This is a genomic window from Acidobacteriota bacterium, assembly GCA_026393755.1.
In the GTDB taxonomy this organism is placed as follows: Bacteria; Acidobacteriota; Vicinamibacteria; order Vicinamibacterales; family JAKQTR01; genus JBAXOX01.
On sequence record JAPKZO010000007.1, the window covers coordinates 66,271 to 72,348 of the forward strand.

General features: G+C 61.8%; 7 protein-coding genes. 3 read left to right on the forward strand and 4 right to left on the reverse strand.

Features of this window, described 5'->3' with window-relative positions:
• Positions 1–5: 5 nt before the first annotated feature.
• Complete coding sequence (locus NTV05_03850; GenBank protein ID MCX6543530.1) at positions 6–1,232, forward strand: IS91 family transposase; 1,227 nt, start codon at positions 6–8, stop codon at positions 1,230–1,232.
• Between the two features lie 320 nt (positions 1,233–1,552).
• Here NTV05_03850 and NTV05_03855 read toward each other — a convergent pair whose 3' ends face one another.
• Positions 1,553–2,548, reverse strand: coding sequence for a hypothetical protein (locus NTV05_03855; GenBank protein ID MCX6543531.1), 996 nt, complete (start codon positions 2,546–2,548; stop codon positions 1,553–1,555).
• A gap of 1 nt (position 2,549) precedes the next feature.
• A complete protein-coding gene (locus NTV05_03860; protein MCX6543532.1) occupies positions 2,550–3,272 on the reverse strand; it encodes an Abi-alpha family protein in 723 nt (240 codons plus the stop codon).
• Positions 3,273–3,376: 104 nt separating this feature from the next.
• Between NTV05_03860 and NTV05_03865 the strand changes: the two genes are divergently transcribed.
• Together NTV05_03865 and NTV05_03870 are read left to right on the forward strand one after the other, a co-directional pair.
• Positions 3,377–3,637, forward strand: coding sequence for a transposase (locus NTV05_03865; GenBank protein MCX6543533.1), 261 nt, complete (start codon positions 3,377–3,379; stop codon positions 3,635–3,637).
• Positions 3,638–3,648: 11 nt separating this feature from the next.
• Complete coding sequence (locus NTV05_03870) at positions 3,649–4,128, forward strand: DUF5615 family PIN-like protein (protein ID MCX6543534.1); 480 nt, start codon at positions 3,649–3,651, stop codon at positions 4,126–4,128.
• Positions 4,129–4,924: 796 nt separating this feature from the next.
• Here NTV05_03870 and NTV05_03875 read toward each other — a convergent pair.
• On the reverse strand, positions 4,925–5,074 hold the full coding sequence (locus tag NTV05_03875; GenBank protein MCX6543535.1) for a hypothetical protein: 150 nt from the start codon (positions 5,072–5,074) through the stop codon (positions 4,925–4,927).
• Between the two features lie 207 nt (positions 5,075–5,281).
• Positions 5,282–6,078 (reverse strand): PKD domain-containing protein (locus NTV05_03880; protein MCX6543536.1); only part of this gene is annotated, 797 nt, incomplete at its 5' end.

Sequence of the window (6,078 nt, forward strand, 5' to 3'; positions counted from 1 at the left end):
TGGCGGTGGCCGCAGCGGCTTCGGCGTCACCGCCACGGGCGGGGCGCACGCCCCGTCCTCGATTTGAACTGGCTGACATTCTCCGCCAACACGGTGACGCCTACCTCCAGACCCACCCGGCGGTCCCCGAGCAGCGGCGTGTCGTCCACGCGCTCACGCGGTGCCGCACCGCCGCCCTCGGCGGCCATCTCGAACGGTGTGATGCCTGCGGGCACGAACGCCCGGCCTACAACTCCTGCCGCAATCGTCACTGCGCCAAATGCCAGACCCTGGCCACCGCCGAGTGGTTGGCCGCGCGCCGGGAAGAGTTGCTCCCGGTCGGGTACTTTCACACGGTGTTTACCCTGCCCCATGCCCTGAATGGGCTGGCCGCCCGCAACCCGCGTCTCGTCTACGCGTTGCTGTTTCACTGCGCGGCGACCACGCTCCAGGCCTTCGCGCACGATCCCCGCCATCACCTCGGCGGCGATCTCGGTTTTCTCGCCGTCCTCCACACGTGGGACCAGCAACTGCGGTATCACGTGCACCTCCACTGTGTCATCGCCGGCGGCGTGCTGACGGCCGACGATGCGCACTGGGTGCCCGCGCGGGCTCGTTTTCTCTTTCCGGTCAAAACCCTCGCCCGCGCCTTCCGCCGTCGACTGCTCGATGGCCTCGCGGCCGCGGCCGCACGCGGCGATCTCGTCCTACCCCCAGCGGTCTCCGGTCCACAACTGGCGGCGCTGCTGGCCGATCTGCGCCGTCAGAACTGGGTGGTCTACTGCAAGCCCCCGTTCGCCGGCCCCGAACGGGTCCTCACCTACCTCAGTCGGTACACGCACCGCATCGCGATCAGCAACCACCGGTTGACCCACGTCGACGAGACCGCCGTCTCGTTCACCTACCACGACCGGCCTGACGGGAATCGCGTCAAAACGCTCAGTCTGCCGGTCGACACATTTCTCGGCCGGTTTCTCCAGCACGTGCTCCCGTCCGGGTTTGTTCGCCTTCGACACTATGGGTTTCTGGCGTCGCGGACCAAGGACCGGCGCCTGGCTCGTTGTCGACTCGCGCTCAACGTCCCATCCTTACCACCGACCGTCGCCGGCGATGCGCGATCCGCCGCCGAGCGCTTCGCCGCACTGACCGGTGTCGACGTCACGCGCTGTCCGCACTGCCATCAGGGAACCATGCGCATCGCGTACACCCTGATTCCGAGTCCCGGCCCAGCCCCTCCGATTGACTCGTCATGACACGTCTTCGTCCAGGCCCATCGTCCTCATGCCGCTGGCCCGCTCCGGCCACGTGTCTCTTCGTGTCGCTCGGTCCTCCGACACCCGTCTCCATGCCGACGCTCCACCCATTCCGCGGGGACGCCCCGACGCCGGCGCGCTCTTCTGTCGTCGCGATTACCCTGCCGCCGGCACCCGCGACTCGCCACCGCTCGCCCCTCCGAGCGCCCTGCGCCGATTAGATCCCGATAGGCGCCCCGCGAAACGGTTTCGCTCAATGCGCTTTTATCCGTCATGCGCCGCACGGCGGATAAAACGCTCTTCATTCCACCCCATCGTGATCAGCCGTTCAACGGATCGTGATTACCGCAAACGAGGGAGGCCACGGCTTGGTCAATCTTCAATTGTTCGAGGCGAAGGGCTACAGTCGCCACGAAGCCAGCGAGGTGAGCGACCGAGGTGAACGCTGCTTGGTTAAACGGATGTGGTTGGGCGCGGGTACTCTTACGAGAGAAATGGTGTAGCTGATTTCGCATTCGGACGAGAAACCGTTGTAGTCCCTCCACGGTCATATCGCACTTCTGCGCCGCAAGAAGAGGTGTAAGTTCTTTAACGTCTTTGTCTGCGGGGCCACCCGGTTTGAAGAACGACTTCAACACTGCTGTACACACGTTGGTCAGGATGACAGATTTGGTGAATGCTGCCAACACTCCATGTTCACCGCTACGTCCCTGCGCGTAGAGACCCTCCAGCACAAAGTAATACGAATAGAAAGCCTGGATAAAATCACCGTCGGCCTCACGATTTGCTCCCTCTCGCAAGAAGGCCATTGGTTCAACGAGATCACCATATCGACTAGCGTGTGAAACTACACGTTGAAAGAAATCGTGCCTGACAATAGTCGGCAGACGAGGGAAACTGGTACTGACTTGGAATCCCTCAACCTGAACTCGCTTTTGTTCCTCGTCGTTCTCAGGAACTAGACTCAGAGCCCCTTCGCTCCATCGGATGCGAACCAGTGGGTGGTTCTGAACCATGAAGCTCATCACCGATTCAATAGTCTGGAGATGTCGCTGTGCTGCGTCATCTACTTGCGGGTCAACGTCAATTGTCAGAGGTGGTGCACAGTTAGGATCTGACGGTTGCGGACCGAATGAAGCGTGCATTCGCTTAGCCGCTTCTGGGGGTACTTGCAGACAGACACTAATCGAGTGAATTCGGCCTTGGGAATCGCTTGTGAGTTCAAAAACAACTCCATCAGCTTCAGCTATAAGCGAGGAATTAGGGTCATCAAGAAAGAGCAACCCTTCGACGTTGGCACGGATCGAGTATTTCACGTTAGCCCGCTTTCTCCGGTGGTGTGCAAGCTTGCATGAAATTGATGCCGAGAGGAGTGAAGTTGATTAGTTCGTACTTCACGCGGGAATTCCATCTGTCCACTGCGAGCGTCACGACATCTTGAAGAGAGGCACCCTCAGGCGTGCTGAGATGACGTCGGCCTTCAATAAGCTGCATGCGGTCCATGTCGTTGATGAACAACGCGTAGTCCGCTCGCGATAAGTTGAAGTGAGCTTCGATGTCCTGGCGTTCAACGTCAGGCCAGTGCGGAATCCAGTTCGGTACCGGAAAGGTCCTCATCTCATACATCCACTGCAACACCTTCGCTTGAACGGGAGTCAACTGGTGGAGGATCTCGGCGAAAGCCGGCAACACCTTGTTATCAGGTGTGGCGGCGTTGGCGAGGAGCGCAGCCCACTGATGCTGAAGGTCTTCATCCTCCTCTAGCGAGGTGTGTTCGAGAATGGGCAAGAGGAGACGTCCAGGTACTGGCTGCGGTTCAATCTGCGCTTGGCGAAGCAGATCTGCTGCCTCAATCAGAGTCGCGCCGGCCCGTTCTCCGCGTCGCTTGGCCCACGCTTTCAGAGGAGCGGCGATGCCCTGACCCACAGCGCCGGCAGCGGGGCTGATGATCTTGCTAATGATGCTGGTAAGCATCTCAGCAGTTGGCTTGCCAGCCGTCGTAAGGCCGGCGATGATGACCGCTCCAGTTACTGGGTCCATAACGGGCGGATTATACGTCTGTAGTGACGGGCCCCGGGAAATTCGGTCCATCGTGAGAGCGAGTTTTGCGGCACAATCCGGCCAGTCGGCCAGGAGGGTGTGCCGTGAAGAGAAAGCGCTTTTCCGTCGAGCAGATGACCGCCGTGTCGCAGCAGGTGCAGGCGGTGGTGCCGGTCGGCGACGTGTGCCGCCAGGTCGGCGTCTCCGAGCAGACCTTCTACCGCTGGAAGAAGGTCTACGGCGGGATGTTGTCCAGTGAAGCCCGCGACTTGAAGCAGCTGCGCGACGAAGGCGCGAAGCTGAATCGCCTCGTGGCGGACCTGTCGCTCGACAAGGTCAAGCTGCAGGATGTCCTCCAGAGATAACTCTAAAGCCCGTGAAGCAGCGAGAAGTGATGCGCCACTTGATGGGCCGCTACGGCGTCAGCGAGCGGCGGGCGTGTCGCGCCGCCCGCTTCTGGCGCTCGAGCCTCCCGTACGAGAGCCGCCGCGATCCGCTGACCGCGCTGTCGCCCCGCGCAGCGGAACTCTTGCAAGAGGCCGGCCACGACGCGGTCCATGTGCGAATTCGAGGCCTGCACGCAGCCGACGACGAACAGTTGTTCAGCCTTGCGGCGGCCGAAGGACGAACGATCATTTTGGCCGATACCGATTTCGGTGCACTCCTCGCGCTTCGACGCGAATCGCGCCCGTCGGTCATCCTGTTCCGTCGTGGTACGCCGCGGCGTCCCGATCGGCAGGCTGCGCTCTTGGTCGCCAACCTGCCGGTACTGGAATCGGAGCTTGATCGGGGCGCGATCGTGGCGCTTTACGACACTCGCCTTCGTATTCGCCGTCTCCCGATTGGTTCGGACTGAGTCGAACCTGGCCCGTGGCAGCGGCACCAGAACCCGGACGGGACGTTAGATGGGAGCGGTGGTGCGCGGCGTCAATCACTATTGCCGGACGGCAAATTGTCGCCGCACAGGTGACGCCCGCCGCGGCAAGAGGCGCTCTCGAAACGCGTACCTCCGTTGCGCTGCAGAAGATGTTGCGATCAGCGCGTACGACCGTGAAGAATCTGGCGCAATTTTGACCGAGGCGCACCGATCGGTTATAGCCTTTTGGTCCAAATCGGCTCAAGTTCGCCGATTCAGGCCCACATTCGCATCGCAGACGAACTGGCGCGCACGAAAATATAACCGCCATACATAACCGATTGGGTTCGCAGAATCCGCGAATACTGGCCTGTTCTTGAGAGTCTCAGACAACGGGCCTTCTAAGCCGGGGGTCCCGCGTTCGAGTCGCGGCGGGCGCGCCAGTTTTATTAAGGTATTTGCGAAGTGGCGGTCGGCGGAACAGGACGGAAAAGGACGAAAACGGCTATCCGTCGCACCGGCCGTCGCACCGGGGTCACCGTTTGACCTTCTGGAGCTTGGCGACGGCGGCGGCCAGAGCCGGATCGACCTGGGCGCGAGCGTATCTTTCCGTTGATTTTTGCGTCGAGTGACCCATGAGTTTCTGGGTGGCCCACATGTCGCCATCCGTCTGGCGAAGCGTGTTGGCGCCGAAGGCGTGGCGCGTGGCGTCATAGACCCGGGGCGGGTGTTTGATCTTCGCGGCCTTACAGGCGCGCAGCCAGGCGTGACGAACCGATGACTTCGTGAAGTGGCCCTACGCCCCTTTCCGGTGCATCAGCTTGAGCGCGGCGACGGCCTGTGGGGTCAAGGGCAGTGTTCGTCCAGGCGTGCCCTTTCCTTTGCGTCGGCCTGGCACCCGCAACGTCTTCCGCTTCGCGTTGAAATCGGCGGCGGTGACTCGCATCAGAGATGTGCGGCTTCGCCCCGGTTCCCGTATGAATCGTGGTCGCCAAATGGGATGCCGGATGTTTCAGGAATCAGTCGTCTGATCAGACGCGGTAAGGCAGAGAGACTCCAGAGGCGGGCGACCAAAACAGACGCTTCACGAGCGTGACGGCGAGGGGCCCGCGGCGCGCGGACGAAGAGCCGCGCGCCACGGGGTAGATCAGGTTCAGCCCAGCACCGCCAGAATCCGCCGCGCCAGCGCCTCCAACTGATCAGCCTGCGCGTCGTTCAGTGCGTGCCCGCGCTGGGCCTCAACGGCATTGATGAATGCGCCGAGCTTATTCGCCGCATCATTTCGCTGGCCTGCATTGGCGGCTTCGAGCGCCGCTACCAAACTCTGGAGTTTCTCATCCAGCGAATTCGCGATGCCCTGCTTAAGGTTGTAACTCACGACCAGGGCCGACAGCGAGCGGATGGCCCCGGCCGGCGCCTGGACGGTGACGGAGGCCGTGTCGGTGGCCGTGGCCCCATCATCGTCGGTGACCGTCAGGATGACGATGAAGGTCCCGGCTGCGCTGTACGAATGGGTTGGTGCTGAGCCCGTGACCGAGGTGCCATCGCCAAAGGCCCACACATAGCTCGCGATCGAGCCGTCCGGATCTGACGATGCGATGCCGTCGAACGCCAACAATTCCCCGACGATGGCGTTCTTGTCGAGCCCGGCATGCGCCACCGGGGGCGCGTTGATATTCACGCCGAGTTCGGTCGGGAAGTCCTCCGCGGTGAGGGCGGCGGTCGAGTAGTGAGACAAGTTCCCGACCACGTCGGACAGGTACATAGCGTCGGCCCGCCAGATTCCGCCTTCACTATGTTGGGGGATGGTCATCGTGACTTGGTACACACCGTCGTGGGCGTCTCCGGAAATGCGCATCCGCGAATCGAACCAGGCAAAACCGTACTGCCCTGACGAGGGGCTATAGAAGTACATGTACCCGCTCAAGACGCCGGACAGCTCATCCGTCA